This is a genomic window from Kluyvera sp. STS39-E (assembly GCF_040932435.1).
In the GTDB taxonomy this organism is placed as follows: Bacteria; Pseudomonadota; Gammaproteobacteria; order Enterobacterales; family Enterobacteriaceae; genus Kluyvera.
Window position 1 is genome coordinate 524,364 of the sequence record NZ_JBFQGA010000002.1, and the last position, 26,547, is coordinate 550,910.

Below are 26,547 nucleotides of genomic sequence, written 5' to 3' on the forward strand. Positions count from 1 at the left end.
GTTTACGCCGCCACCCGGCAATGTGCCGTGTCCTGCCGGATGGTGCGGCGTGTATCCGGCCTACGGTGTGGCACGATAAAACGGTTTATCCCCCAGAATTGTCGCCCGGTGCATAATCCGCCGCTGCGGCAGATAATCGGCATTGGCATAATGCTGCGTCACCCGGTTATCCCAAATCGCTACATCGTTGGGCTGCCAGCGCCAGCGCACCTGAAATTCGGGCTTGGTCACGTGAGCAAACAGGAAACTCAGCAGCGCCTCGCTCTCTTTCTCCGTCACATCGACAATTCGGGTGGTAAAACCTTCGTTCACGAACAGTGCCTGTTTACCGCTCACCGGGTGTGTTCGTACCACCGGATGCAACAGCGGCGGGTTCTTCGCGACCGCCTCCAGCCAACGCTGATGTTCTTCCTCCGTTTTACGGTACTTATACTCTTGGAACGATTTACGGAAATCGTGCTCGGCATGCAGGCCGCTTAGCAGGGCTTTAAACGGTGCTGATAGTGCCTCATAAGCTGCAATACCGCTGGTCCACAAGGTATCGCCGCCGCTTGACGGCAGCTCTTTAGCCGCCAAAATCGCCCCCGCCGGAGGGGTTTCGATAAAGGTGACGTCGGTATGCCAGTTGTCGTTATCCGGTGGATTATCGTCATGGGTATCCAGCACGATAATTTCGTCCACGCCCGGCGCATGCGGGTAGACCGGATGGATATGCAAATCACCAAAGCGCAGCGCCAGCTCGCGCTGCTGCTCGGGAGTGATCAACTGCTCGCGCAGAAACACCACCTGGTGGCGCAGAACCGCATGATACAGCTGCTCAAACTGATTATCGCTGAGCGGGCGAGTTAAATCCGCACCGGAAATTTGCGCGCCAATATATGGTCCCAACGGGGTAATAGCCAGACGTTCACTCATTGTACTTCTCCATGCCACGGGGTCAGGCGGCGCTGCAGCGCTCGCAGCCCTAATTCCAAACCGAAGGCGATAATCGCTATCACCGCAATCCCAGCCAGCACCACATCGGTGGCTAAAAATTCACCGGCAGATTGCACCATAAAACCTAAACCTCGGGTGGCGGCGATAAGCTCGGCGGCCACCAACGTAGACCAGCCAACGCCAAGACCAATGCGCAACCCGGTTAAAATTTCCGGCAGCGCGCTGGGCAAAATCACCAGCCACAACACCTGCGCACGGCTTGCGCCCAGCGACTGAGCGGCGCGAATGCGTACCTGCTGAGCGCTTTTAACGCCCGCGAGTGCTGACATTGCAACTGGGGCAAAAATCGCCAGATAAATCAGTAGCACCTTCGAGGTTTCGCCAATACCAAACCAGATAACCATCAGCGGCAAATAGGCCAGCGGCGGCACCGGGCGATACAGCTCAATCAGCGGATCAAGAATCCCGCGCACCGTCGGGCTTAACCCCATCGCGATACCAACCGGAATACCAATTACCGTTGCCGCCAGCAGCGCCACCAAGATCCTTGCCAGACTCGCCGCCAAATGCTGCCAAAGCGTGGCATCCATAAAGCCCTGTGGGCTGGCGATGGCGAACAGCTTGTGCAGCACCTGACCGGGCGCTGGCAGAAACAGCGGGCTTATCAACTGCGCGCTGGTGACCGCCCACCAGATAGCCAGCAGTACCGCCAGCGTCGTCAGGCTCAGCGTCACATGACGAGAGAACGGCCAACGCAGCTTCGGCGCACGCTGGCGCGGCTTATCGCTAATCACTACGCTCATGAGAAAGCCTCTCTTTGTTCAAACACCCGGCTCAACACGTATTCGCGCTGTTCGATAAAACGCGGATCGGATTTAATGCTGCGGCATGCTTCTCCGGCGACAAAACGACGACCGAAATCAAGCGGCAAGCGTTCCAGTACGCGCCCCGGCCCCGGCGACAGCAGCACCAGTTCGGTAGCCATGAAAATCGCTTCTTCAATATCGTGGGTAATAAGCAGCACCTTTTTACCCGTCTCATGCCACAGCTTTAGCAGCAGGGTCTGCATCTGCTCACGAGTAAAGGCATCAAGCGCACCGAACGGTTCATCCAACAGCAGCAATTGCGGATTAGCCGCCAGCGCACGAGCAATACCAACGCGCTGGCGCTGACCGCCGGAAAGTTGCCAGATAAAGCGCTTTTCCGCGCCCTCCAGCCCCACCTTTTTCAGCATCTGCGCGGCAATTTCTCGACGCTCGGTTTTACTGACACCTGCCAACTGCAACCCCAGCGCCACATTGTCCTGCACGTTACGCCACGGCAGCAGCCCTTCATTTTGGAAAACAACGCCGCGATCGGCGCCAGGGCCTTCAACACGGTTGCCATCAAGGGTGATGCTGCCATGCTGATAAGGCACAAATCCGGCAACCAGGTTCAGCAGCGTAGTTTTGCCGCAGCCGGACGGCCCCAGCACCACCAGCAGTTCGCCGCTATCCAGCGTGAGATTAATATCCGCCAGCGCCGGTTTGCCGCCGTAATCGGCAGAAAGATGCGAGATTTGCAGCATCACAGCCTCCTTACTTCACAAAACGGTCGGTAACGTACTGGCTGTAGTCGGTCGCGACATTCGGCACTTTGCCCTGCGCTTTAAGGAACTGCGCGGTATCGACAATCGCCTTGTTCACCGGGCCATTCAGCGCCTGCGCCTGTTGTTCGGCGGTGAGATAGGTATTGCCCTTAACCAACCCCGGCACGTCCGCTTCCGGCACGCCGCTCAGACGCGACAGTTTGCTGATGTTATCCGGCTGGGCCAGCCATTGTTCCGGGTTATCGATATAGCCGCGCTGGGCATCAATCGCGCTTTTGGCGAAGGCTTTCACCACCTCAGGATGCTTCTCAGCGAAATCTTTGCGCACAACCCATACATCCAGCGTCGGCGCGCCCCACTCCCCCACTTTCGACGAGTCGGTCAGCACGGCGCCGTCTTTTTCCAGCGCATTAACCGCCGGTGCCCAAACGTATGCACCGTCAATGTCACCGCGCTGCCAAGCAGCAATAATCGCCGGCGGCTGAAGATTCACAATTTGCACCTGGCCTGGCTTGATACCCCAATGTTTCAGCGCCGCCAGCAGGCTGTAGTGGGTGGTGGAAATAAACGGTACGGCGATACGTTTGCCGATCAGGTCCTCCGGCTTGCTGATGGTCTTTTTCACCACTAACGCCTCGGAATTGCCCAACTGTGAGGCCAGCAGGAACACCTCAATTGGCACCTGTTGGCTGGCGGCAACTGCTAACGGGCTTGAGCCAAGGTTGCCAATCTGCACGTCGCCAGAAGCTAATGCCCGCACAATGCTCGCGCCGCTATCAAACTTGCGCCAGTCCGGCTTTGCGCCGCTTAATTTTTCGAAGGTGTTGTCCGCCTGCGCCACTTTGGCGGGCTCAGCGGAGGTTTGATAAGCGATGGTGACGTCCACGGCCTGCGCCTGGAATGCGATCAATGCCAGTGCGGCGAGAAGTGCGTTACGCGATGAAATAGCCATGATTGTCTGCCCCTTTGTCTTGTTATGGAGGCAGTATTTCGTTGCGGCCGATTTTGATAAAGGAATTAAAAATTCTGGCTAATAGCAAAGCGTTTTTAGAAAAAAAGCGGCAATGGTTAGCCATTTTGCTCATTACGCCCTGCGGCCCACAATATTACGATTTTGTTACATTCATTGCATATCCGCGCCCCGATGATTGCCAGCGCAGCGGCGGCAGGCATCATAGAGACCATTATTGGGCGGGAGAGCAACATCATGATTCATATTGTGCTGGTAGATGACCATGTGGTGGTGCGCTCCGGCTTCGCGCAATTGTTAAGCCTTGAAGATGATTTGCAGGTCATCGGGCAGTACAGCAGCGCCGCGGAAGCGTGGCCCGCGCTGCTGGGCGATGAGGTCAACGTCGCGGTGATGGATATCGCCATGCCGGACGAAAACGGGCTCAGCCTGCTCAAGCGTCTGCGCGCACAGAAACCACAGTTTCGCGCCATTATTCTCAGCATTTATGATGCGCCAACCTTTGTGCAGAGCGCGCTGGACGCCGGGGCCAGCGGCTATTTGACCAAACGCTGCGGGCCGGAAGAGCTGGTACAAGCGGTGCGTTCCGTGGGCCTGGGCGGCCACTACCTGTGCGCGGATGCGCTGCGAGCGTTACGCGGCGGCGGGCAGCCTTCACCGGTGCTGGATATTCTCACCCCTCGTGAGCGGGAGGTCTTCGATTTATTGGTCAAAGGAAACAGTGTTAAGGAAATCGCCTTTCAGCTCGATCTCAGCCATAAAACGGTACACGTCCACCGCGCCAACGTCCTCGGTAAGCTGCAATGCCACAGCACCATCGAACTTGTGCATTTCGCCCTCGACCACCAACTGCTGGCAGGGCACTGATGTCACGCACCGCTCGCCACGGGGTGATTTCGCTGTTTATCCTGCTGGCCTGGGGAACAAGCTGGCTGATGCTGTGGACGCTGGGTTTTTACCTGACCCACAACGGCCAGCAGGCGGCGTTGTTCCTGCCGCACGGCGTCTATCTCGCCCTGCTGATATTGCTCTCACGCCGCTATTGGCCTGCGCTCATCGCGCCGCCGGTAGCCATGCTGTTCTGGCTACATAGCGAGCAGTTATTAACGGGCTACGTCCTGCTCGCCGCGCCGTTCATCAGCCTTATCCCCGCGGGCATTGGGCAATCTTTCTGGCACCGTTTCCCTCTTTACTGGCAGCGGCTAACGCTGCTGCTGGCCGCCGTTACCGTGACCTCGTTGCTCAATACCGCGCTGCTCGCCCCCTTTGTTCAAAGCCCGGCGATGCTCATTGGCCTAGCATCATTTACCGGTGGCGTACTGCTGACGCCATTCGTCTATCTGATTTACGAATTTCTTCGCCAGCAGCACCGATATCACCTGCTCGGCCTGGACACCAGCAACCCGCCGCTGCGCACCTCGCTTATCATCTGGTGCAGCCTGTTTTTTATTATCGGCATCGGCACGCAAATGGTGCTGTCGCCGGATATTGAACGCCTGCTGCTGATCGTGGTGTTTTTACCAAACGTGGTCATGGCGTGGAAATTTGGCTGGCAAGGCGGCGTGCTCTCCGGGCTGCTCGGCAGCATGATGATCACCATCGCCCGTCAGGTTGGCGTTGGCTTCATTAATCTGATTGAGCTGGAAATTTTTCTCGCCACCCAAGCGCTGCTGGGCATCGGGCTGGGGATCGCCATCAGCCGCCAACAGCATTTGGCGCAAAACCTGCACCACTATCGCCAGCGGCTGGAGTCTGAGCTTGCCGCCAGACGGGCGCTTACTGAACAGCTGATCCGTAGCGAAGAGGATACCCGTAAAAACTTGGCGCGCGAGCTACACGATGAAATCGGCCAGAACATCACGGCCATTCAGATCCAGTCTCAATTCGTTAAGCGGGCGCCCGATACGGCGCAAACGCTGGAGGCCGCCAACCAAATCAACCTGCTGGCCCGACGCATACATCATTCCACCCGCTTACTGCTGCGTCAGCTTCGTCCCCCGGCGCTGGATGAGCTGGCGTTCAAAGACGCGCTGCATCATCTGGTGAACGAATTTGCTTTTGCCGAGCAGGGCATCCGCTGCCATTTTGATTATCAGCTGGCCCATACGCCGGAAAATGAAACCGTTCGCTTTACGCTGTACCGCCTACTCCAAGAGTTGCTGAATAACGTCTGCAAACACGCCGACGCCAGCCGAGTGTCGATAACGCTGCGCCAGCAGGGGCCTACTTTGCATCTGGTGGTTGACGACAACGGCAAAGGGATCGCCGCAGAAAACCCATCCGGGTTTGGCATTCAAGGCATGCGCGAGCGGGTGAATGCCCTTGGCGGTGAGCTGACGCTCGAATCCCAGCACGGGACGCGGGTAATTGTTAACCTGCCCACAAATTTGCAACAAACCCCGAACTAACCAGGAAAAAGTCTTAGTCATCCCGGACTTTCTCTCATCCCCTTTCAGTTTCATTTCCCTATAGTCAGCACAAATGGAGACGGCCATGCACCCACGCTCATCACGCGAAATAGACCAACGATACCGGGCGCTGCGCCCCCGGCTGCTGATGTGTATGGTCATTGGCTACGCGGCGTTCTACCTGACGCGCAAAAGCCTGAACTACGTGCTGCCGGCTTTGCAAACGGATTTAGGGCTCGATAAAAGCGACATCGGCCTGCTCGGTTCGCTGTTTTACCTGACCTACGGCGTGTCGAAGTTTACCGCCGGGCTGTGGCACGACAGTCACGGGCAGCGCTGGTTTATGGGTGCGGGGCTGTTTGCCACCGGCCTGCTGAACGTGGTGTTCGCCTTTGGCGAATCCATACCGCTGCTGCTGGCAGTCTGGGCGCTGAACGGTTTTTTCCAAGGCTGGGGCTGGCCGCCCTGCGCACGGCTGCTGACGCACTGGTATTCGCGCAACGAGCGTGGCTTCTGGTGGGGCTGCTGGAATATGTCGATCAACCTCGGCGGGGCGATCATCCCGCTGATTAGCGCTTTTGCCGCCCATTGGTGGGGCTGGCAGGCGGCGATGCTGGCACCGGGTTTTATCAGCATGGCGCTGGGCGTCTGGCTCACTCTGCAACTGAAAGGGACGCCACAGCAAGAGGGGCTGCCAACGGTGGGCGAGTGGCGGCACGACCCGCTGGAATTGCGCCAGCAGCAGCAAAGCCCGCCGATGGGGCTATGGCAGATGTTGCGTACCACCATGCTGAAAAACCCGATGATTTGGCTGTTGGGCGTTTCTTACGTGTTGGTCTATCTGATCCGCATTGCCCTAAACGATTGGGGCAATATCTGGCTGACCGAAAGCCACGGCGTCAACCTGCTCAGCGCCAACGCCACGGTGATGCTGTTTGAAGCGGGCGGATTGCTCGGTGCGCTGTTTGCCGGCTGGGGCTCGGACCTGCTGTTCAGCGGCCAGCGGGCGCCGATGATTTTGCTGTTCACGCTGGGATTAATGGTCTCCGTGGCCGCGCTATGGCTGGCACCGGTGCACCACTACACCCTGTTGGCGGTCTGTTTCTTTACGGTGGGCTTTTTTGTCTTCGGCCCACAGATGCTGATTGGCCTTGCGGCCGTCGAATGCGGACACAAAGCGGCGGCAGGCTCCATCACCGGTTTTCTCGGGCTTTTTGCCTACCTGGGGGCCGCGCTGGCGGGTTGGCCGTTGTCACTGGTTATTGAACACTACGGCTGGTCGGGAATGTTCAGTCTGCTCTCGGTTGCCGCCGTGCTGATGGGTTTATTGCTGATGCCGCTGCTGATCGCGGGCATTACTCCTTCTCTGAGTCAAAGGATAAAACAATGAAATTGACGCTTACCTCTACCCTGATTGCCTCCGCCATTGCCTTGGCGACACTAAGCGGCGCGGCCAGCGCCAAAGGCCGCCTAGTGGTTTATTGCAGTGCCACCAACGAAATGTGTGAAGCCGAAACCAAAGCCTTCGGCGAGAAATATGATGTCAAAACCTCGTTTATCCGCAACGGCTCCGGCAGCACGCTGGCGAAGGTCGATGCCGAGAAGAAAAATCCGCAGGCGGACGTCTGGTACGGCGGCACCCTTGATCCACAGTCTCAGGCCGGTGAAATGGGCCTGTTGCAGGCCTATCAATCACCTAATCTGTCACAGGTGATGGAGCAATTCCGCGACCCGGCGAAGCTCAAAGGCAACTACTCCTCGGCGGTATACGTCGGCATTCTCGGTTTTGGCGTCAACACCCAGCGCCTGAAAGAGAAAAACTTACCGGTGCCAAAATGCTGGAAAGATCTGACCAAGCCGGAATACAAAGGCGAAATTCAGATTGCCGATCCACAAAGCTCCGGCACCGCCTACACCGCGCTGGCGACCTTCGCCCAGCTGTGGGGGGAAGATCAGGCCTTTGATTACCTGAAACAGCTCAATGCCAACGTCTCGCAGTACACCAAATCCGGCATCGCCCCGGCGCGTAACGCCGCCCGCGGTGAAACCGCCATCGGCATCGGCTTCCTACACGACTACTCGCTGGAAAAAGAACAAGGCGCGCCGCTGGAGCTTATCTCCCCTTGCGAAGGCACCGGTTATGAAATTGGCGGCGTCAGCATCCTGAAAGGGGCGCGTAACCTCGATAACGCCAAACTGTTCGTTGATTGGGTACTGTCGAAAGAAGCGCAGGAACTGGCGTGGAAGAAAGGTAAGTCCTATCAGATCCTGACCAACACCACCGCCGAAACCTCGCCGAACTCGTTGAAGCTCGACGACCTGAAGCTCATCAACTACGACATGGATAAATACGGCTCCACCGATGTCCGTAAAGCGCTGATCAATAAATGGGTCAGCGAAGTGAAGATGGGCAAATAAGCCCACATTTTACGGTTAATGCCCGGTGGCGCTCACGCTTACCGGGCCTACACACAACACCGGAAAACTTATGTCACACACACTTGCACTCCATCCCGTGAAAAAGCGGGATGCGATATTCCTTTGGGTTTTGCTGGGCTGGCTGGCGTTCGCCCTGCTGCCAAGCTGGAGCCTGGATTACGGCCTGCTGGAGTCAACGGGTGAGGAAATTATCGCCGCCTACGGCTGGTCGCAGATGAACATCAGCTGGCTATGGTATCTCCTGCCGAGCCTGCTGCTGTTCCGCCCGTTTACCGAGGCCGCGCGCGAGCAGCGTAGCCGCCACTATATTGACGCCGGTTGGGCCTTGTTATGTATGGCCTTTATCGTCATCAGCGCCACCCTTGAAGGCCGAGGTTTAGGCTACGCAACAATCGTGCTGTTTGTCGCACTCGGGGCCATCATGACCGTGGCGCTCACCCGCCTCGAATGGCTGGGCGGCGACCGTTTTGTGATAGGTTCGCTAGTCACCATCGTGGCGCTGATTGGCGTCTTTATCGTCTGGCCGAGCATTGCCATTTTCATTCCGATGTTCACCAACGACGCGGGTGAGTTCGCACCGCTGGCGTTTATGAATGTGCTGTCGCAGGCGCATATCATTCAGGTGATCCTCAACTCCATCGCCCTGTCGATCGCGGTGGGCATCGGCTGCACCTTCTTCGGGCTGGTACTGGCGATTTACACCACCCGCATCGCCCAACGCAGCGCCATTATTGGCCGCATTTTCTCGATTCTGCCGATCGTCACTCCGCCGTTCGTGGTGGGCCTAGGCGTCACGCTGATGATGGGCCGCTCCGGCTACATCACCGAATTTATGGTCGAGTGGTTCGGGCTGACCAATACCAACTGGCTGTACGGTTTCACCGGCATCTGGCTGGCACAGGTTTTGGCCTTCACGCCGATGGCGTTTATGATCCTCGACGGGGCAATCAAAACCATTCATCCGTCGCTGGAGGAAGCCTCCTATACCCTGCGCGCCAGCCGCTGGCAGACCTTTAACGGCGTGTTTGTGCCACTGCTGAAGCCAGCGCTGGCCAATGCCTTTTTGATTGTCATCGTCCAGTCGTTAGCCGACTTCAGTAACCCGCTGGTGCTCGGCGGCAACTTCGACGTGCTGGCAACGCAAATCTACTTCTATATCACCGGCTCACAGCTCGATTATCAGGCCGCCAGTACTCTCGGCGCATTCCTGCTGCTGTTCTCACTACTGGTGTTCTGCATTCAGTATATGTGGATCGGCAAACGCTCTTACGTCACGGTCTCCGGTAAGTCCTATCGCGGCGACGTACAGCCGCTGCCGGTCACGCTGGTATGGGGCGTGGTGGCGATGCTGGCGGTGTGGATCGCCTTTAACGCCCTGCTCTACGGCAGCATTTTCTACGGCAGCTTCACCGTTAACTGGGGCGTGGACTACACCCTGACGCTGGCTAACTTTACCAAGCTGTTCGGCCAAGGGATGAGCGACGGCGCATGGCCTTCACTGCTCGACACCCTGCTATACGCCGGGATTGCCGCGCCAATCACCGCCGCCTTCGGCTTGCTTATCGCCTGGGTGGTGGTGCGCCAGCAGTTCAAAGGTAAAAAGACCATCGAGTTCACCACCATGCTGTGCTTTGCGGTACCGGGCACCGTAGCGGGTGTCTCGTATATCCTCGCCTTTAACAGCGCTCCGGTGTACCTCACCGGTACGGCAGCGATTGTGATTATCTCGATGGTAATGCGTAACGTGCCGGTCGGCATTCGCGCCGGGATCGCCGGATTGGGGCAGATCGATAAATCTCTGGATGAAGCCTCGCTCAGCCTGCGCGCCGGAAGCTTGCGCACCATCACCCATATTCTGTTACCGCTGCTGCGTCCGGCGATTCTGTCGGCGCTGATCTACAGCTTTGTCCGTGCCATTACCACCGTCAGCGCCATCGTATTCCTCGTGACGCCAGACACCCGCGTGGCCACTTCCTACATCCTGAACCGGGTGGAAGATGGCGAATACGGGGTCGCTATCGCCTACGGGTCGATTCTGATCGTGGTGATGCTGGCAATTATTTTCATCTTTGACTGGCTGATCGGAGAGTCTCGCACCTCCCGTTCAAAAGCCAAAAACCCGGCGTAATGGAGCGCACTATGAGCCAGAAAAATTTCGTTGAACTGCGCAACGTCAGTAAGCGCTTCGGCAGCAACACGGTTATCGACAACATCAATCTCACCATCCCGCAGGGGCAAATGGTGACGCTGCTCGGCCCTTCCGGCTGCGGCAAAACCACCATTCTGCGCTTGGTCGCCGGGCTGGAGAAACCGAGCGAAGGACAGATTTTCATTGATGGTGAAGACGTCACCCATCGTTCTATTCAGCAGCGCGATATTTGCATGGTGTTTCAGTCCTACGCCCTGTTCCCGCATATGTCGCTGGGGGAAAACGTTGGCTACGGCCTGAAGATGCTCGGCGTGTCGCGCGGCGATGTGAAGGCACGGGTGAAAGAGGCGCTGGCGATGGTCGATCTGGAAGGTTTTGAAGATCGCTATGTCGATCAGATTTCCGGTGGACAGCAGCAGCGCGTGGCGCTGGCGCGCGCGCTGATCCTCAAGCCAAAGGTGCTGTTATTTGATGAACCACTGAGCAACCTCGACGCCAACCTTCGCCGCAGCATGCGCGACAAGATCCGCGATCTGCAAAAACAGTTTGATATCACCTCACTGTACGTCACCCACGATCAGAGCGAAGCCTTTGCGGTTTCCGATACCGTGCTGGTGATGAACAAGGGTCATATTATGCAGATCGGGGCGCCGCAGGATCTCTATCGTCAGCCCGCGTCGCGCTTTATGGCGAGCTTTATGGGTGACGCCAACCTGTTCCCGGCGACCTTTAGCGAGGAAGCGGTGGCTATTTACGGCTACCGTCTGCCGCGCCCGCTGCATTTCGCCAACCACGGCGAGGGCATGGTCGGCGTGCGCCCGGAGGCCATCACCCTGAGCGATCGCGGCGAAGAGAGCCAGCGCTGCGTCATTCGCCACGTGGCGTATATGGGGCCGCAGTATGAGGTGACGGTGGAGTGGCACGGGCAGGAGATCTTGTTGCAGGTTAATGCCACGCGTTTGCAGCCGGATGTTGGCGAGCAGTATTACCTTGAAATCCACCCGTACGGCATGTTTGTTTTAGCAGATGCAGCGTAATGAATGCCGGGTGGCGCTGCGCTTACCCGGCCTACAAACTCGCACATATTGATATACCTTGTAGGCCGGATAAGGCGTTTCGCCGCCATCCGGCAATATGCCCGAACTGCCTGATGGCGCTACGCTTATCAGGCCTACAGGCTCGCACATATTGATATACCTTGTAGGCCGGATAAGGCGTTTACGCCGCCATCCGGCAACGTGCGCGGAATGCCTGATGGCGCTGCGCTTATCAGGCCTACATGTACTCGGTTCAACAATGGGCTTTCAGCGCCGCAATATCTTTCGGCGTGGTGCGGCAGCAGCCACCGATAAGCTTCGCCCCCGCCGCCAGCCATTGCGGCAGATAGCCTTCCAGCGTCGCACAGGCTTCACCATGGTGATGCCACGTTTTGGTGACCGCGTCATAGTGTTCGCCAGAGTTGGGATAAACCACCAGCGGCAATGGCGTTTGGCTGTGCAGATAGCTCAGCGCATCCACGGTATTTTCCAGCGCAATGCAGTTAATGCCCACCGCCAGAATCTGCGGATAATCGGCTAGAAATGCCACGACATCGCACAGCGGTGTGCCATCGCTAAGATGCTGCGAGTCGCGCAGGGTAAACGAGAACCACGCTTGGGCAACAGGATACTCGGTCAACAGTTGCGCTAGCGCGCGGATCTCATCAAACGATGGCAGCGTTTCGCAGGCCAGCAGATCGGCTCCCGCTTCCAGCAATGCCTCCACGCGCGGGCGATGAAAATCGCCAAACACCTGCGCACTGCGTTGATAGTCACCGCGATACTCCGAGCCATCGGCAAGGTAGGCACCGTAAGGCCCCACGGAACCCGCAATCAGCAGCCCTTTGGCTGCCGGATTTTCTGCCTGGTAAGCCTCGCGTGCCTGACGCGCCAGCTCAACGCTGCGAGCAATAAGCGCCCGCGACTGCGACTCATCTAAACCGCGTGCCGCAAAGCCCTCCGGCGTGGCCTGATAGCTGGCGGTGATCGCCACCTGTGCCCCGGCGCGGAAGTAGTCGAGATGCACGTCGTAAATCAGCTGCGGCTCTTCCATCAGCACTTTTGCCGACCATAGGCTGTCCGCCAAGTTGCAGCCACGCGCCTCCAGTTCCGTCGCCATCGCCCCATCCAGCACAACGAACGGGCTGTCGTTTAAAATGGCGGTGAAAGGATTATTCTGCGGCATGCTGCGGCTCCTGTTGGGTTTGGCGTGAACGCGTTAAATAGTAAGCACCATAACACAGCGCGACAAAAGGCAGGCCGCACCATAGCGCGATACGCTGTGAGGGATCAAAGGCCAGTCCGACGCAGGCAACCAGGCACAGGACAAAACCGAGCACCGGCACCAAGGGATACCACGGTGCCCGGTATTGCAGTTCGCTCAGCGCTTTGCCCTGCTGCAGATGGCGACGACGGAAAACAAAGTGCGACGCACAGATGCTTATCCACACCGCCACCACCGCAAAGCCCGAAATTGCCGACAGCGCGACAAACACCGTATCCGGCGCGATGATGCTAGAAAACAGCGCCAGCAAACCGCCCAGCATGCTCACCGACAGTGCCACCAGCGGCACACCATTTTTATTGAGCTGCGAGAAGCAGCGCGGCAATGTGCGTTCGTTAGAAAGCGACCACAGCATGCGTCCGGAGGCGTACAGCCCAGAGTTTGCGGCGGACAAAATGGCCGTCAGGATCACGAAGTTAAAGATGTCAGCCGCATACGGAATGCCGACCTTCTCAAACACCAGCACAAACGGGCTTTTCTCAACGCCGGCCTGCTGCATCGGGATAAGCGCCGCCAGTACAAAAACGGTGCCGATAAAGAAAATAATCAGCCGCGCGATGGTGGTACGGATGGCCACCGGGATCACCTTGTGCGGATTTTCCGTTTCCCCGGCGGCAATGCCAATTAGCTCGGTCCCGGAAAACGCGAAGTTCACTGCAACCATGGTCATCAGAATCGGCAGGCCGCCGTGCGGGAACCAGCCCTCGGCGGTAATGTTGGCAAGCCCCGGAGCGGCAGATCCATCCGCCATCGGGATAAAGCCGAATACCGCCGCACCGCCCAAGATGATAAAGGCGATGATGGTAATCACCTTCACCAGCGAGAACCAGAATTCCCCTTCCGCAAAGAAGCGCGTTGAAATGACGTTAAGAGCAAAAATGATGACGCAAAACAGCATGCACCAAATCCACACCGGAACCTGCGGGAACCAGTACTGCATACAGAATCCGGCGGCAGTAAAGCTTGAGCCAAGCGCCACGGTCCAGGTCAGCCAGTAGAGCCACGCTACGGTGTATCCGGTCGCGGGGCCAAGGTAGCGGGCCGCATAAACATGAAACGCGCCGGTTTCCGGCATCGCCACCGACAGCTCGCCGAGACACTGCATCACCAGCCAGACCACCACTGCGCCAATAAGATAGGCAAGCAACGTGCCGGCCGCGCCGGTGGTGGAGATGATATAGCCGGTATTAAAGAAAAGCCCTGTGCCAATAACGCCCCCGAGCGACAGCATGATCAGGTGACGGGTCTTCATGGTGCGCTTTAATTGCCCACCTTGTTGTTGTGTTGTGTCTGTGGTTTGCATTATTACCTTCTAAACGTATGGACATCTAAACATCCAAATAAGAAGGAAGTTATACAACGATTGTTAATAGATTGCAAAGTGCAGGGGGATACGAGAAATGGGGGATGAGCGCGAAGGCCCCTCACCCTAACCCTCTCCCCAAAAGGGGAGAGGGTACAGATTGGCGCGGTTGGTAGGAACATCACCAGTTTTCCCCTCTCCCTTCTAGAAGAGAGGAAAGATTGGCGCGGTTAGGAAGAACAACACCGCTTTTCCCCCTCGCCCTTCCAGGGAGAGGGGGAAAAGCGGTGAGGGTTTTACCCTCACCGTCGCAACAAACTACTCGTCGAAGAACCAATATCCCTGATTAATCAGATCCGTCAGTTCAACAATAAACGCCGGGTTTTGCAGCGCGTCGCCAAAATGCGTTTTATCCAGCTCGGTATAACGGCTCAATGCATCTGCCGCCTGCGGTGCGCAGCTTTCCAGACGCTCGCTGTTGATAAAGAAGCTGCCGCCGACATTAATCACCCGCAGCCCGTTAAGGCGACGCAGAATCTCGCCATCTTCCAGCGCCGTGGCCACTTCTTCTGGCGTAAACGGCGGCTCTGCTGGCGCAATATCCAGCTCATGACGCGGCGTGGAGACAAAGCTGCCGAACCACTGCTTAAAATCATTCGGCTGGCGGATCATGTCGATCATCAGCATACGCAGGCGTTCCAGCTCATGCTCTTCAACTTTCCCCGGATGTTCACGGCAGGTCAAATCCGGATCGGTGTAGTACTTCTCACCGAGATCGTTTTCCAACACATAGTCGGCGAAGCTGCTGATTAGCTCACGTCCGTTCGGCCCACGGAAGCCAACGGAGTAGTTGAGCGTTGCTTCATAGGTGAAACCGTCATGCGGGAATCCTGGCGGAATATAGAGAATATCGCCCGGCTCCATTTCCACATCGATAATCGGCGTAAATGGCTCAACGTGCAGCAGCGCCGGATGCGGACAGAACTGCTTTAACGGCAGCGCGTCACCAACTCGCCAGCGGCGACGACCCATGCCTTGGATAATAAACACATCGTACGGATCAATATGCGGGCCAACGCCGCCGCCCGGCACAGAGAAGGAGATCATCAGATCGTCCAGACGCCAGTCCGGCAATACGCGAAACGGTCGCACCAGTTCAGCGGACGGTTCATGCCAGTGGTTCACCGCCTGAGCCAGCAGCGACCAATTGTTCTCTCCCAGGTGGTCAAAGCTTTCAAACGGCCCGTTGCTAGCGGACCAAACGCCATCGACGTGGCTCACCAGACGGCTATCGACTTCCATCTCCATCGCCAAGCCGGCCAGCTCATCCGGCGTAATCGGGTCAATAAAGTTCGGGAACGCGTTCTTTAATACCACCGGCTTCTTTTGCCAGTATTTTTCTAAAAATTCCGGCCAGTTGAGGTTCAGTTGATAAGCCATGTTTCATACCGTGTGTGAAGAAATAGGCTCGATTATAAAGAGGGCACCAAGCGCCGCGCCTTGTGATGAATCAATTACCGATGCTTACTCATGAATCACATTCATAGCGGCATCCGGTTTGACCTGATTATTCCCGTCACACAATCACGCTATCCTGTCGGCCATCAACACTGCCCTGACGGAAAACTATGACTCACCTATCGGTGGGCGCGACGCCCGCCCACAGCAATCCCCACGGTTTGCTCTTTGTCGTTATACTGAGCGCCTTAATGGCCTTCACTTCACTTTCAACCGATATTTATTTGCCTGCAATGCCCGCCATGGCGCGCGATTTAAACGGTGACGTCGAGCTGACTATTACCGGTTTTTTAATTGGCTTTTGCATCGCGCAGCTTGTCTGGGGCCCGCTAAGCGACAGGCTGGGCCGTCGCCTACCGCTGTTTATTGGCATTGGGCTATTTATTATTGGCTCGGTCGGCTGTGCGCTCTCCACCAGCATTGGTCAGATTGTCTTCTGGCGCGTATTTCAAGCACTCGGCGCCTGTACCGGCCCAATGCTGGCTCGTGCGATGATCCGCGACCTGTTCAGCCGCACCCGCGCGGCACAGATGCTCTCCACGCTGATTCTGATGATGGCGATTGCGCCGATTGCCGGGCCACTTATCGGTGGACAAATCATTGTGTTCGCCACTTGGCACCTGATTTTCTGGCTGCTGGCCGTTATCGGCATATTGATGTTTATCGCGCTGTTCTGGCTGCCGGAAACCCTGCCGCTGGAAAAACGCGAGAAAGCATCGCTGGGCGGGGTATTTAAGAATTACGGTCTGCTGCTGACCAACGCCGCCTTTATGCGCTACACGTTGTGCCTGACGTTCTATTACGTGGCGATTTACGCTTTTATTACCGGTTCGCCGTTTATCTATATCAGCTACTTTGGCGTGGAAGCGCAGCACTACGGCTGGCTGTTTGCGCTCAACATCGTCGGCGTGATGACGATGAGCATGGTGAATCGCCGCATTGTGCAACACTATGCGTTGGAAACGTTGCTGAAAGTGGCGACTAGCATCGCGGGCGCAGCCGCGCTGGTGCTGGCGGCCGGGGCGTGGTTTCAGGTCGGCGGGCTGGTGCTGATTGTCGCGGCGGTGTTTATTCTGTTCTCGATGAACGGCATCATTGCCGCCACCTCAACGGCCGCGGCGCTGGATGCCGCGCCAAACGTGGCGGGCTCCGCATCGGCGTTAATCGGTGCATTGCAGTACGGCAGCGGCATTATTTCGTCATTGATGCTGGCGATGCTCAGCGATGGCACGCCGTGGACGATGTCATGGGTGATGGCGCTATTTACCTGCGCCAGTACCGCCATCGCCCTAACGACGCGCATCAAGGCTGCGACATAATTAGGCGCTTACCACCCGGTTTCTCCCCTGTTGCTTCGCCTGATACAGCGCCGTATCGCTGCTGCTGATAAGATCGGCGCTAATATCAGCGATGCTTTGAATGCTACAAACAAACCGCGGTGAATCCCAGGTCATGGCACCTAGACTGATGGTCAGCACGCCACCGATAGCGCTGGTTTTATGCTCAATGCCCAGCGCCATCACCCGTTCGCGCAGCCGTTCCGCTACTGCCATCGCCCCTTTCGCATCGGTATTAGGCAGCATAATCAAAAACTCCTCGCCGCCGTAGCGACTAACACAGTCGCCCGGACGCAGAGCGCCCTTCAGGGCTTCGGCAACCGCTCGCAGCACGTGGTCCCCGGCTTGGTGACCATAGGTGTCATTGTAAAGTTTGAAGAAATCGATATCGGCCATGCATAGCGACAGCGATGCCCCTTCCCGCTGGGCGCAAGAGATTTCATAGCCCAGTCGGTCATCCATATAGCGACGGTTAAAAAGCCCGGTCAGATGGTCACGTTCGGCGTAACGCAGCAGGGTTTTATTGGCGCTGGCAAGCTGCTGTTCCGCAAGCTTACGGTCGGTGATGTCCATCCACGCAGCAGAGATCCCCGCCGCATTCCCGCCCGCGTCGTATACCGGCAACGGTTTGACATAAAAGTAACGTCCGTAGAGAAACAGCTCTTTGCTGGTCAACTCCTCGCCGCCATCAATACGCAGAAAATCCTGCTGAAAGAGCAGGTGCCATTCCGGCATAATTTCTTTGAGACATCTGCCCACCAGCGTCTCTTCCGGCTCCCCCAGCAGCAAGCCCATCGCTTTGTTGGCTTTGGTCAGTTGCCCTCTGCGGTTGATAACGCACAGCGCGAGCGGCGTATTCTGGTAGATAGATTCAAGCTGCAGCACCCGCTCGTCGAGCTGGGTGATATCACGGTCGATGCCGCGATAGCCGTACAGCTTACCGCTGGCATCAAACAGAGGAATTGCGCTGGTTTCAATGACCACCACGCTACCGTCAGCACGCCGATTACGGTTGATCATCCCCGATAATGGTTTTTGTCCAGCCAGTGCATCGGCAAAAGTTTTCTTTAGCCGTTCAGCCTCGCCGGACACCATAAAATCAAACGGCGTACGGCCCAGCATCTCTTCAGGCGTATAGCCAAGCTGGTTTTTAATCACGTCGGATACCCAGACATAGCGGCCCGTGATATCAATTTCCCACACCCAATCTGTATTGTGATGCAAAAGCTCAGCGAGTCTTTTTGAATTGCCACAGTTCCCTTGTACGAGCTGCTTATCCATTGCCGTCCGTCCTCCTCCATTCACTCATCCGTGGTCAATAATTAACCACAAGGTCAACCAAGATATAATGACCTGTTATTTTCCCATCACGATCGCTTTAACCTTTCGTGCTGCTAGGATATTTTATAACAAAATATAGGAGACCTAGCTGTGATTTCAATTAAGTATTTATGTCCTAAATGCAAAGGGATTACCGAAATCTCAAATATTGAAACAATTAAAAACTCACAGCAGACGTTTCCACTAGCTTGTTCAGCCTGTGGCGTGGCTTTTAGTAAAGCAGAACTGATTAAATTTGCCAAAGCGAAGGCTGAAGAGATGATTATTGAAGCGCTTTCCACATTAAAAAAACAGTAAAAAAAATAACAACACGCTTGTTTTCATTAAATATAAAACAGCTCCGAATATAATATTAGCCCTAATCACATCGTCATGAATTTATAATATTTACTAACTAGCCAACAAAAAAACGGGCGGCCAACTTCGCCACCCGTCGGGATTATTTTTTAGCACTTAGGCCAGCGCCACCGCTTCCATCATCACCGGGTGAAAACGGCGTTTAAAATAAATGAGCCCGTGTCCCTCTTCTTCTCCCAGCACGATATTGTGGACCTCCACCAGATAAACCAGATGGCTGCCGATAGTCTGCACCTGACGAATTTCGCCTTCTAGGCTTGCCAGTGCCCCCTGCAGCACTGGCTGAGCGAGTGCGCCACGCTGCCAGCCGTTCAGACTAAAGCGCGCATCCATGTCCATGCCGGTCATCCCGGCGAAATGGCGGGCCATGATTTCCTGGTCGTGGTTGAGCACATTAATGCACAGCTTGCCGTTGCCCTGAAAAACCGGGTTCATGGCGCTATTGGCATTGATGCACACCATCACCGACGGCGGAGAATCGGTAACCGAGCAGACGGCTGTGGCGGTAATGCCGCAGCGCCCAGCTTCACCCTCGGTGGTGACGACATTAACCGCTGCCGACAGGCTAGCCATCGCATCGCGAAAACGCAGACGTTGTTCATCTAATTGCATTGTGACCTCCCGCTGCGAATTACTTCAGCAGCTTATCCAGCAGATTAATATCAGCGTTGTTGTGCAGGTGCGGCACCGTCCAGCCGTTCTGGTCGTATTCAGACAGGCAGCGGTCGACCATCGCCATCATTTTATCCATATTGCCGGAGGTCTGCGCCTGACGCAGACACTGCAGGCGAATTTCATCCTGGCTGCCGGAATAGTTAATTTCATACAGCTCATGACGGCCACCGAACTCGCTGCCGATGGCATCCCACATCAGTTTCAGGATCTTGATACGTTCCACGTGATCCATCCCGTTGGAGCCGCGCACGTACTTCGCCAAGTACTTGTCGATCTGCGGATTATTAAGATCGCGCGCACTCGACGGCAGGTAGATCAGGCCGCTCGTGACGTTACGTTCGATAATGTTTTTGATCTTGGCGTAGGCCATCGGCGCCATCACGCGATAGGTTTGCAGTGCAGCGTGATCCGGCAGATAAGCGCCGTTAACCCACGGCGTGGCTTCTGAGCACATGGAGTCGCTGAGCGCCCAGAACATGTTACGCCAAGCGACCACTTCGCCGAGATCGGCCTGCACGCCACGGAATTCGGAAGTACCGGTACATTCCAGCGATTTCTTCAACAGGCCGGTAATAAAGTCGAGCTTCACCGCCAAACGGACACATGCCTGTAAGGGGTACATACGGGCGAAACCGCCTTCCATAGTCCAGCGACGGCAACGGTCGAAGTCACGGTAGATCAGCACGTTTTCCCATGGGATCAGCACTTTATCCATCACCAGGATCGCGTCGTTTTCATCGAAGCGGCTGGAGAGCGGATAGTCGTACGGCGATCCGGTTGCACCGGCCACCAGTTCATAAGACGCGCGGGAGATAAGCTTCACGCCTTCGGCATCCATCGGCGCAACAAACATCAGCGCAAAGTCCGGGTTTTCACCCATCACCTGCGCGGAGCCAAAGCCAATCATGTTGTAGTGGGTCAGCGCCGAGTTGGTCGCCACCACTTTGGCACCGCTGACGATGATTCCGGCGTCGGTCTCTTTTTCCAGCTTGATGTAAACATCTTTCACTTCATCGGCAGGTTTGTGACGGTCAATCGGCGGGTTGACGATGGCATGGTTAAAGTACAGGCCGGTTTCTTGAATACGCGAGTACCAATGGCGGGCGTTCTGCTCAAACTGGCCATAGAACGCTGGGTTTGCGCCCAGCGCGCTGCCGAAAGCGGCCTTATAGTCCGGCGTGCGCCCCATCCAACCGTAGGAAAGGCGCGACCACTCGGCGATGGCGTCGCGCTGCTGGCGCAGATCGTCGGCGCTTTTCGCCACGCGGAAGAACTTGTGGGTGTAACCGCCGCTGCCGGTATCGGTGTTCCAGCACAGTTTGTCCTGCATGTCTGGTTTGTGCAGCGCATCGTACAGCTGGCCAACGGAGGCCGCCGCGTTACGGAACGCCGGATGCGTGGTGACATCTTTGACGCGCTCGCCGTAGATGTAAATCTCACGGCCATCCTGCAGGCTTTTCAGGTACTCTTCGCCGGTTAACGGACGCTTGGTGTCTGCGCGGAAATCTTCAGGTTTCATGAGGTTCTCTCCAGTATTCATCGGATTTGAATTTGTTAAATTTATGTTTTGTTTTTGTATCTCAATTGAAGCGTCTGAGCGGATGTTCGTGAAGGGACGTTTGCGACAACGGCAGGTACTTTTCAGGCGAGGTTGGGTTCTGTGATCTGGGTAGGGTTTGGTGCGTGGTTTTCCCTCTCCCCGGCCCTCTCCCAAAGGAGCGAGGGAGAAAAGCAGACGGCGCAGGACAGTCCCCTCTCCCCTGTGGGGAGAGGGTTAGGGTGAGGGGGACCTACGACACCGGTACTTTATGCGCACGAAACACGCTCGGCGAGCATCCCACTAAGCGATTAAAAAAGCGGGCAAAATAAGCCGGATCTTTGAACCCAAGCTGCCAAGCAATCTCACTGACCGCGCTATCGGAAAACAGCAGCAGCCTTTTGGCTTCCCGCAGCTGACGGTCAAAAATCAGCCGCTTTGGGGGTCGGTTAGCAAAGCGGCGGCAGATATCGGTCAGGCGCGATTCCGTCAGATGCAGCTCGCCCGCGTAGTCCGGCACCGTCCAGTGGCGATGATAGTTGTTGTCGATCATCTGGTTAAAACGCTGGAACAACTTCAGCTCACCGCGCACGCCGCTTGCCGCATGGTCGTCCAGCGGCGCGTTGCGCAGCAGCAGCGTGAACACCGCCTGCGCCAGCAGCACCAGCGTGTGCTCGCGCCCCGCCAGCTGTGAAGTAGACTCCCGCTGAATCAGTCGCCAATAATGTGCCAGCGCCGTCAGCTCATCCGGTTTATCGGCCAGCGACAGGCACATTCCCGGCAGACCAAACGCCTCGCGGGTGCCGGGATACAGCACGTCCAGCAGCGGCCAGATAAGATCTTCCCTAACCGTCAACACATGCCCATCGCTGTCCGATTCGGTGATAAAGGCGTGTGGCACCGACGGGGGCGTCAGCACAAACAGCGGTGCCTGTACGGAATAGCGATGATCGTCGAGCTGTAGCTCAATTTGCCCGGTATCGAGAAAGTGCATCTGGAAAAACTGGTCATGGCGATGCGCCTGCATATCGCGGCCAAAAAATTCCGCCATCCTGGCAAACGACTGATAATGCACGTCTTTGCTACCAAGGCTCTCTTCATATTCGGTGCTGATATCGATATTGGAAATCGTCTGCTGGCACATAGCGGCTCCCTAAGGCGTCGCCCGTGGACGCGACGATGTCATCGGGATCAACCAGATAATCACCGCGCCCACCACCAGCAGCGCGGCCACAAACCACAGGCCACTGTTAAAGCTGCCGGTGACATCTTTGAGCCAGCCGATCATAAACGGACTGAGCGCCGAGCCGATATTACCGGTGGCGTTGATCACCGCAATGCCGATGGCACGAGCGCGCAGACTGATTGATTGATCCGGCGTGGTCCAGAAGATCGCCATCGCGCTGAAGGAACCGGTGGAAGCCATCACGATCCCCAACAGTTGGATCAGGCTGTGATCGGTGGCTGAAGCCAGCAGCCAACCGGCGGCGGCAAACAGGAACGGCAGCGCGGTGTGGTGTTTGCGCTCCTGATGTTTATCAGAGTGGCGACTCCAGTAGATCATGCCGAGAATGGTACAAACCTGCGGTATCGCCGCCAGCAGGCCGATGGTGATGTTGCTGCTGCCTTCGTTGAAGCTTTTGAGGATCTGCGGCGTCCAGATGCTGATGGCGCTGAGCGTGTTTGTCAGGCAGAAATAGGCCAACGTGTACATCAAAACAATCGGCGTGAAGATCTCTCGCCACAGGCTGCGCTGCTGCATCGCGCGGTGGCTGATGGCACCGTCTGGCTGCACCAGTTTCAGATTGTCGTTGTCCATCATCTCCTGCAGACATTTTTTGTCTTCTGCGGTCAGCCATTTGGCTTTCGCCGGGGAGTCGTCCAGCCAGTACCAAACCATCACGCCCAGTAGCACCGCCGGGAACCCTTCCAGCAGGAACAGCCACTGCCAGCCGCGCAGGTTCAACATGCCGTCCATCGACAGAATATAACCAGAAACGATGGAACCCAGCGCGGTGGTGACCGGCATGGCAATCATAAACAGCGCGTTTGCGCGAGCGCGGAAGAATGCCGGGAACCAGTAGGTTAAATACACCAGAATGCCGGGAAGGAATCCGGCTTCGGTGATCCCCACCAGCATGCGCAGCACGTACAGGCTTTTTGGCCCGACGGCGAACATCGTGGCGGTAGAGGCGATGCCCCACAGCACCATAATGGTGGCTATCCAGCGCCGCGCACCGACGATGCTGAGCATCACGTTGCTGGGAATACCAAAGATCACGTAGGTGGCGTAAAAAAGCGTTGTCGCGAGGCCAAACATGGTGGCGTTGAGGCCCAAATCCGCCCCCATCGTCAGCCCGGCAAAGCCGATATTAATGCGGTCCAAAAAAGAGAAGATAAACAGCACGAACAAAAACACAACCAAGCGGCGAAACAGCTTGTTGATAACCGACTGCTGGCCCGCAGTGAGCTGTTTATGCTGTTCGGCGGGATTACGTTGTTCCGGTATAGCAGATGATGTGTCGCTCATTGTCCTTTCCTCTGATGGGAATTTGCGTAGGGTTTTGCCCGGTGGCGCTGCGCTTACCGGGCCTACAGTTGGAGCCACGTTTTGCCCGGTGGCGCTGCACTTACCGGGCCTACGGTTGGTGCCTCGTTTTGCCCGGCGTCGATATCCGTGTAGGCCGGATAAGCGCAGCGCCATCCGGCATTAATAGACGCCGGACGAACCGAGTGAGGTTTGTTGGGCGCCAAATCTGGCCGCCAGCGCCTCCGCGCCCCGTGCCAACAACGTGGTATCCACGCCGACGGCAACAAACAGCGCCCCCAGCTCCAAATAGCGCTTCGCTAGCTGTTCGTTCGCCATCAGGATCCCCGGCGCTTTGCCCGCCGCACGGATCTGTACGATCGCTTTCTCAATGGCCGCCTGCACTTCTGGGTGTTGAGGATTGCCCGCATACCCCATGTCGGCGCTGAGATCTGCCGGGCCGATAAACACGCCGTCAACGCCTTCTACATCAAGGATTTGTGCCAGATTGCTCATCGCTTCACGGGTTTCAATCTGCACCAGCACGCACATCGCCGCGTTCGCCTGCTGGAGATAATCGGGGATTCGATTCCAACGAGACGCCCGTGCCAGCGCGCTGCCTACCCCGCGAATGCCCTGCGGTGGATAGCGGGTAGCGGCCACGGCGGCGCGTGCTTCGTCGGCATTTTGCACCATCGGCACCAGCAGATTTTGCGTGCCGACATCGAGCAGTTGCTTAATCTGCACCGCGTCATTCCACGAAGGGCGCACCACCGGCTGGCTCGGATACGGCGCAATCGCCTGTAGCTGAGTCAAAACGGTCTGCACGTTGTTTGGCGCATGTTCGCCATCAATCAGCAGCCAGTCGAAACCCGCCCCGGCTAACAGCTCGGCGCTATAGCTGCTGGACAGCCCAAGCCACAGGCCAATCTGTGGGCGTCCGGCACAAAGTGCCTCTTTAAAATCGTTCTTAATCATCGCGTTATCCCTTATACAAAGCGGCAACTGATCGAACCCATGTTGCCGTAATCAACATGGAAGGTGTCCCCTTTGCGTGCCGGCACCGGACGGGTGAACGATCCGCCGAGAATAATCTGCCCGGCTTCCAACTGGACGTCGTACGGCGCCAGCTTGTTCGCCAGCCACGCCACGCCGTTGGCCGGATGGTTAAGCACGCCAGCCGCCACGCCGGTTTCCTCAATCACGCCATTGCGGTAGAGCAGCGCGGAGATCCAGCGTAAATCCAGCGCATCAGGCTTAATTGGCCGACCGCCGAGGATCACCCCGGCGTTGGCGGCGTTATCCGAGATGGTGTCGAACACCTTGCGCGGACGCTGGGTTTCCGGGTCAACGTTGTGGCTGCGGGCGTCAATCAACTCCAGCGCTGGGATCACGTAGTCGGTGGCGTTGTAAACATCGAACAGCGTACAGTTTGGGCCACGCAGCGGCTTCGCCAGCACGAACGCCAGCTCAACTTCAATGCGCGGCACGATAAAACGGTCGGTCGGGATATCGCTGCCGTCATGGAAAAACATGTCGTCCAGCAGCGCGCCGTAGTCCGGTTCACTAATCTGCGAGCTGGCCTGCATCGCCTTGGAGGTCAGGCCGATTTTGTGCCCCTTGAGCGTGCGCCCTTCAGCTATCTTCATCGCCACCCATTCGCGCTGAACGGCGTAGGCGTCTTCGATAGTGATGGTCGGGTAGTCCAGCGATACGGCACGGATCTGCTCGCGCTGTTTTTCTGCCTGGTCCAGCCGTTGGGCTATCAGGGTGTGGGTTTGTTTGTCGAGCATGGCGATATCCTGTGACATTGCATTGCCGGATGGCGGCTTTGCCTTATCCGGCCTACGTGGGTTTGCAGGCCCGGTAAGCGCAGTGCCACCGGGCAATTTGCACATTACTTAAAGAGCGCGTGCACGTTGTTTTGTTTGTAATTCAGCGTCGGATGCAGCTCTTCTATTTCAAAAGAGAGCGCCAACAGGCGGCTGTCCATCAGGGTGGCGAAATGGGTTTTGATTAGCGCAAACAGCATTTCCCCTACCTGCTGACGGCTTTCCAAGCTGCGTCCCGCGCCGATTTTTAACGTCATGTGCACAAATGCGTAGTCGCGTTGCCCATCGGCCATTTGCCAGGTATCTATCCAATGCACGCGACTGCGGATACCGGCGAGCGGAAAAATCCCCGTCCCGGCCAGCGCCGGATTAACGAGGGCGAACAGGCCAGCCAGGTCGGCCTGATCGCGGATATTGTCTGAACATTCAACGATAAAGTGCGGCATGGGCATTCCTTATGCGGGCAGCGGGAAAATGGCGTTCACCTGCCCGGTGCCGGAGCTGGCGAACAGGTCGGTGACGAACTCCACCTTGCCGTCGTATTTGTCCCAGCCCAGCATCCCCAGCAGCATGACGGTGTCGTGCATATTGCCTTCGCCGTAGCAGTAGTCCGCGTACTCCGGCAGCATGGTGCAAAACTCCTTGAACTTGCCTTCGCGCCACAGCTTGACCACGCGCTCATCCATCTGATGATCGAACTCGCGGGTGTAACTGTTCATCCCTTCTTCAGCGCGCTGATCGTCAATAAAGCGGTGCGACAACGAGCCGCTGGCGAATACCGCCACGGTGCCGTCGTACTGCGCAATGGCCTTAAGAATGGCTTCGCCCAGACGGCGGCTATCGGCAAAGTCGTGCACGGTGCAAAACGCGGAGATCGACACCACTTTGAAGTGCTTGTCGGCGTTCATATAGCGCATTGGAACGAGCGTGCCGTACTCCAGCTTCAGGCTCGGGATGTTGTGCGCTTTGGCGCGCACGCCCAGCTTCACCGCTTCATCGGCAATGAGCTGCCCCAGTTCCGGGTTGCCGTCGTAGTCGTAGGTCATGTCACGAATAAAGTGCGGCAGCTCGTTGCTGGTGTAGATCCCCTTGAAGCTCGCCGCACAGTTGATGTGATAGGCGCTGTTGACCAGCCAGTGGGTGTCGAAGACGATAATGGTATCGACGCCCATTTCACGGCAGCGCTTGCCAATTTCAAGATGCCCGTCAATCGCCGCCTGGCGGCAACCAAAGTTTTTCCCAGGGATTTCTGAGAGATACATTGACGGTACGTGGGTGATTTTTGCCGCTAACGCTAACTTGCCCATA

At 56.8% G+C, this 26,547-nt stretch carries 24 protein-coding genes; 8 read left to right on the plus strand and 16 right to left on the minus strand.

Going from position 1 to position 26,547, the window contains the following annotated elements:
• Positions 1-60: 60 nt before the first annotated feature.
• From tauD to tauA, 4 genes are read right to left on the minus strand one after another with little or no spacing between them, the layout of a single operon-like run.
• Positions 61-915: a taurine dioxygenase gene (gene tauD, locus AB4K05_RS06025; protein WP_368479072.1), complete on the minus strand. Its 855-nt coding sequence runs from the start codon at positions 913-915 to the stop codon at positions 61-63.
• Positions 912-1,739 (minus strand): taurine ABC transporter permease TauC, encoded by an 828-nt coding sequence (gene tauC / locus AB4K05_RS06030; RefSeq protein ID WP_368479073.1) that lies wholly within the window; start codon positions 1,737-1,739, stop codon positions 912-914. Before tauC ends, tauD begins: the two co-directional genes overlap by 4 nt.
• Positions 1,736-2,503 (minus strand): taurine ABC transporter ATP-binding subunit, encoded by a 768-nt coding sequence (gene tauB / locus AB4K05_RS06035; RefSeq protein ID WP_368479074.1) that lies wholly within the window; start codon positions 2,501-2,503, stop codon positions 1,736-1,738. The genes tauC and tauB overlap by 4 nt, the downstream gene beginning before the upstream one ends.
• Positions 2,504-2,513: 10 nt before the next feature.
• Positions 2,514-3,476, minus strand: a complete 963-nt coding sequence (tauA, locus tag AB4K05_RS06040; RefSeq protein WP_368479075.1) for a taurine ABC transporter substrate-binding protein — start codon at positions 3,474-3,476, stop codon at positions 2,514-2,516.
• Positions 3,477-3,731: 255 nt separating this feature from the next.
• Between tauA and AB4K05_RS06045 the strand changes: the two genes are divergently transcribed.
• From AB4K05_RS06045 to fbpC, 6 genes are all read left to right on the plus strand, one after another.
• Positions 3,732-4,361 carry a response regulator gene (locus AB4K05_RS06045; RefSeq protein WP_368479076.1) on the plus strand — a complete coding sequence of 210 codons (630 nt, stop codon included), beginning with the start codon at positions 3,732-3,734 and terminating at the stop codon, positions 4,359-4,361.
• Positions 4,361-5,902, plus strand: a complete 1,542-nt coding sequence (locus AB4K05_RS06050) for an MASE1 domain-containing protein (protein WP_368479077.1) — start codon at positions 4,361-4,363, stop codon at positions 5,900-5,902. The genes AB4K05_RS06045 and AB4K05_RS06050 overlap by 1 nt, the downstream gene beginning before the upstream one ends.
• A gap of 85 nt (positions 5,903-5,987) precedes the next feature.
• Positions 5,988-7,292, plus strand: coding sequence for an MFS transporter family glucose-6-phosphate receptor UhpC (uhpC, locus tag AB4K05_RS06055; RefSeq protein ID WP_368479078.1), 1,305 nt, complete (start codon positions 5,988-5,990; stop codon positions 7,290-7,292).
• Positions 7,289-8,320 (plus strand): ABC transporter substrate-binding protein, encoded by a 1,032-nt coding sequence (locus AB4K05_RS06060; RefSeq protein ID WP_368479079.1) that lies wholly within the window; start codon positions 7,289-7,291, stop codon positions 8,318-8,320. The genes uhpC and AB4K05_RS06060 overlap by 4 nt, the downstream gene beginning before the upstream one ends.
• A gap of 70 nt (positions 8,321-8,390) precedes the next feature.
• Complete coding sequence (locus tag AB4K05_RS06065; protein WP_368479080.1) at positions 8,391-10,469, plus strand: ABC transporter permease; 2,079 nt, start codon at positions 8,391-8,393, stop codon at positions 10,467-10,469.
• A gap of 11 nt (positions 10,470-10,480) precedes the next feature.
• The gene (gene fbpC, locus AB4K05_RS06070) at positions 10,481-11,527 is read left to right on the plus strand and encodes a ferric ABC transporter ATP-binding protein (protein WP_368479081.1); all 1,047 of its coding nucleotides are present in this window, start codon (positions 10,481-10,483) and stop codon (positions 11,525-11,527) included.
• A gap of 253 nt (positions 11,528-11,780) precedes the next feature.
• On the opposite strand, the gene mmuM is transcribed toward fbpC, so the two are convergent.
• The 3 genes from mmuM to AB4K05_RS06085 form a co-directional block, all read right to left on the minus strand.
• Positions 11,781-12,713, minus strand: coding sequence for a homocysteine S-methyltransferase (gene mmuM / locus AB4K05_RS06075; protein ID WP_368479082.1), 933 nt, complete (start codon positions 12,711-12,713; stop codon positions 11,781-11,783).
• A complete protein-coding gene (gene mmuP / locus AB4K05_RS06080; RefSeq protein ID WP_368479083.1) occupies positions 12,700-14,115 on the minus strand; it encodes an S-methylmethionine permease in 1,416 nt (471 codons plus the stop codon). The genes mmuM and mmuP overlap by 14 nt, the downstream gene beginning before the upstream one ends.
• 318 nt (positions 14,116-14,433) lie before the next feature.
• Positions 14,434-15,555, minus strand: a complete 1,122-nt coding sequence (locus AB4K05_RS06085; protein ID WP_368479084.1) for a cupin domain-containing protein — start codon at positions 15,553-15,555, stop codon at positions 14,434-14,436.
• A gap of 188 nt (positions 15,556-15,743) precedes the next feature.
• On the opposite strand from AB4K05_RS06085, the gene AB4K05_RS06090 reads away from it, so the two are divergent.
• Positions 15,744-16,952, plus strand: coding sequence for a multidrug effflux MFS transporter (locus AB4K05_RS06090; RefSeq protein WP_368479085.1), 1,209 nt, complete (start codon positions 15,744-15,746; stop codon positions 16,950-16,952).
• On the opposite strand, the gene AB4K05_RS06095 is transcribed toward AB4K05_RS06090, so the two are convergent.
• On the minus strand, positions 16,953-18,251 hold the full coding sequence (locus AB4K05_RS06095; RefSeq protein ID WP_368479086.1) for a diguanylate cyclase: 1,299 nt from the start codon (positions 18,249-18,251) through the stop codon (positions 16,953-16,955).
• A 150-nt stretch (positions 18,252-18,401) separates the two neighbouring features.
• Between AB4K05_RS06095 and AB4K05_RS06100 the strand changes: the two genes are divergently transcribed.
• A complete protein-coding gene (locus AB4K05_RS06100) occupies positions 18,402-18,608 on the plus strand; it encodes a hypothetical protein (RefSeq protein ID WP_368479087.1) in 207 nt (68 codons plus the stop codon).
• A gap of 156 nt (positions 18,609-18,764) precedes the next feature.
• On the opposite strand, the gene AB4K05_RS06105 is transcribed toward AB4K05_RS06100, so the two are convergent.
• The 8 genes from AB4K05_RS06105 to hpaD form a co-directional block, all read right to left on the minus strand.
• The gene (locus AB4K05_RS06105; RefSeq protein WP_368479088.1) at positions 18,765-19,280 is read right to left on the minus strand and encodes a 4-hydroxyphenylacetate 3-monooxygenase reductase subunit; all 516 of its coding nucleotides are present in this window, start codon (positions 19,278-19,280) and stop codon (positions 18,765-18,767) included.
• A 19-nt stretch (positions 19,281-19,299) separates the two neighbouring features.
• Entirely contained in the window at positions 19,300-20,862 is a 1,563-nt protein-coding gene (hpaB, locus tag AB4K05_RS06110; RefSeq protein ID WP_368479089.1) for a 4-hydroxyphenylacetate 3-monooxygenase, oxygenase component, read from the minus strand.
• Positions 20,863-21,133: 271 nt separating this feature from the next.
• A complete protein-coding gene (gene hpaA / locus AB4K05_RS06115; protein WP_368479090.1) occupies positions 21,134-22,024 on the minus strand; it encodes a 4-hydroxyphenylacetate catabolism regulatory protein HpaA in 891 nt (296 codons plus the stop codon).
• 9 nt (positions 22,025-22,033) lie between these two features.
• Positions 22,034-23,410, minus strand: a complete 1,377-nt coding sequence (gene hpaX / locus AB4K05_RS06120; protein ID WP_368479091.1) for a 4-hydroxyphenylacetate permease — start codon at positions 23,408-23,410, stop codon at positions 22,034-22,036.
• Positions 23,411-23,590: 180 nt separating this feature from the next.
• Complete coding sequence (gene hpaI, locus AB4K05_RS06125) at positions 23,591-24,382, minus strand: 4-hydroxy-2-oxoheptanedioate aldolase (RefSeq protein ID WP_368479176.1); 792 nt, start codon at positions 24,380-24,382, stop codon at positions 23,591-23,593.
• Between the two features lie 14 nt (positions 24,383-24,396).
• Complete coding sequence (gene hpaH, locus AB4K05_RS06130; protein WP_368479092.1) at positions 24,397-25,200, minus strand: 2-oxo-hept-4-ene-1,7-dioate hydratase; 804 nt, start codon at positions 25,198-25,200, stop codon at positions 24,397-24,399.
• A gap of 104 nt (positions 25,201-25,304) precedes the next feature.
• Positions 25,305-25,685: a 5-carboxymethyl-2-hydroxymuconate Delta-isomerase gene (locus AB4K05_RS06135; protein WP_368479093.1), complete on the minus strand. Its 381-nt coding sequence runs from the start codon at positions 25,683-25,685 to the stop codon at positions 25,305-25,307.
• A gap of 9 nt (positions 25,686-25,694) precedes the next feature.
• Positions 25,695-26,546, minus strand: a complete 852-nt coding sequence (hpaD, locus tag AB4K05_RS06140; RefSeq protein ID WP_368479094.1) for a 3,4-dihydroxyphenylacetate 2,3-dioxygenase — start codon at positions 26,544-26,546, stop codon at positions 25,695-25,697.
• Position 26,547: the final 1 nt, after the last annotated feature.